General features: G+C 66.2%; 1 pseudogene. It reads left to right on the top strand.

The features are described 5' to 3' along the window. Positions 1–364 (top strand): annotated as a pseudogene (locus AC5RWX_RS34475) (hypothetical protein); the annotation flags it as partial.

Genomic DNA, 364 nt, shown 5'->3' with positions numbered 1-364 from the left:
AAACGTGGCGGGCCACGCAGCCTCTGCTGCCCAGGAGGTGGCCCAGACCGCGAAGGAAGAGGTCGCCAACGTCGCTCTCGAGGCAAAATCCAGCGCCAAGGACCTGCTGTCCCAGGCGAAGTCGGGGTTCTCGAGCCAGGCTGGCAGCCAGCAGCAGAAGGCTGCCGATGGCATCCGGACCATCTCGGGCCAGTTGCAGACCATGGCGGAGGCGCCGGAGCAGCAGGGTATCGCCAGTGACCTGATCCGGCAGGCCGCGGAGCGTACCTCCTCGGTAGCGTCCTGGGTTGAAGGCAAGGAACCGGCAGCACTCCTGGCGGATGTTCAGTCCTTCGCCCGCCGGAAGCCGGGTACTTTCCTGCTT

The sequence above is a fragment of the Arthrobacter sp. SPT-J7 genome, from assembly GCF_059089965.1.
The sequence above is the reverse complement of the archived record's forward strand: the minus strand, read 5'-3'. Positions and strand labels throughout refer to the sequence as shown.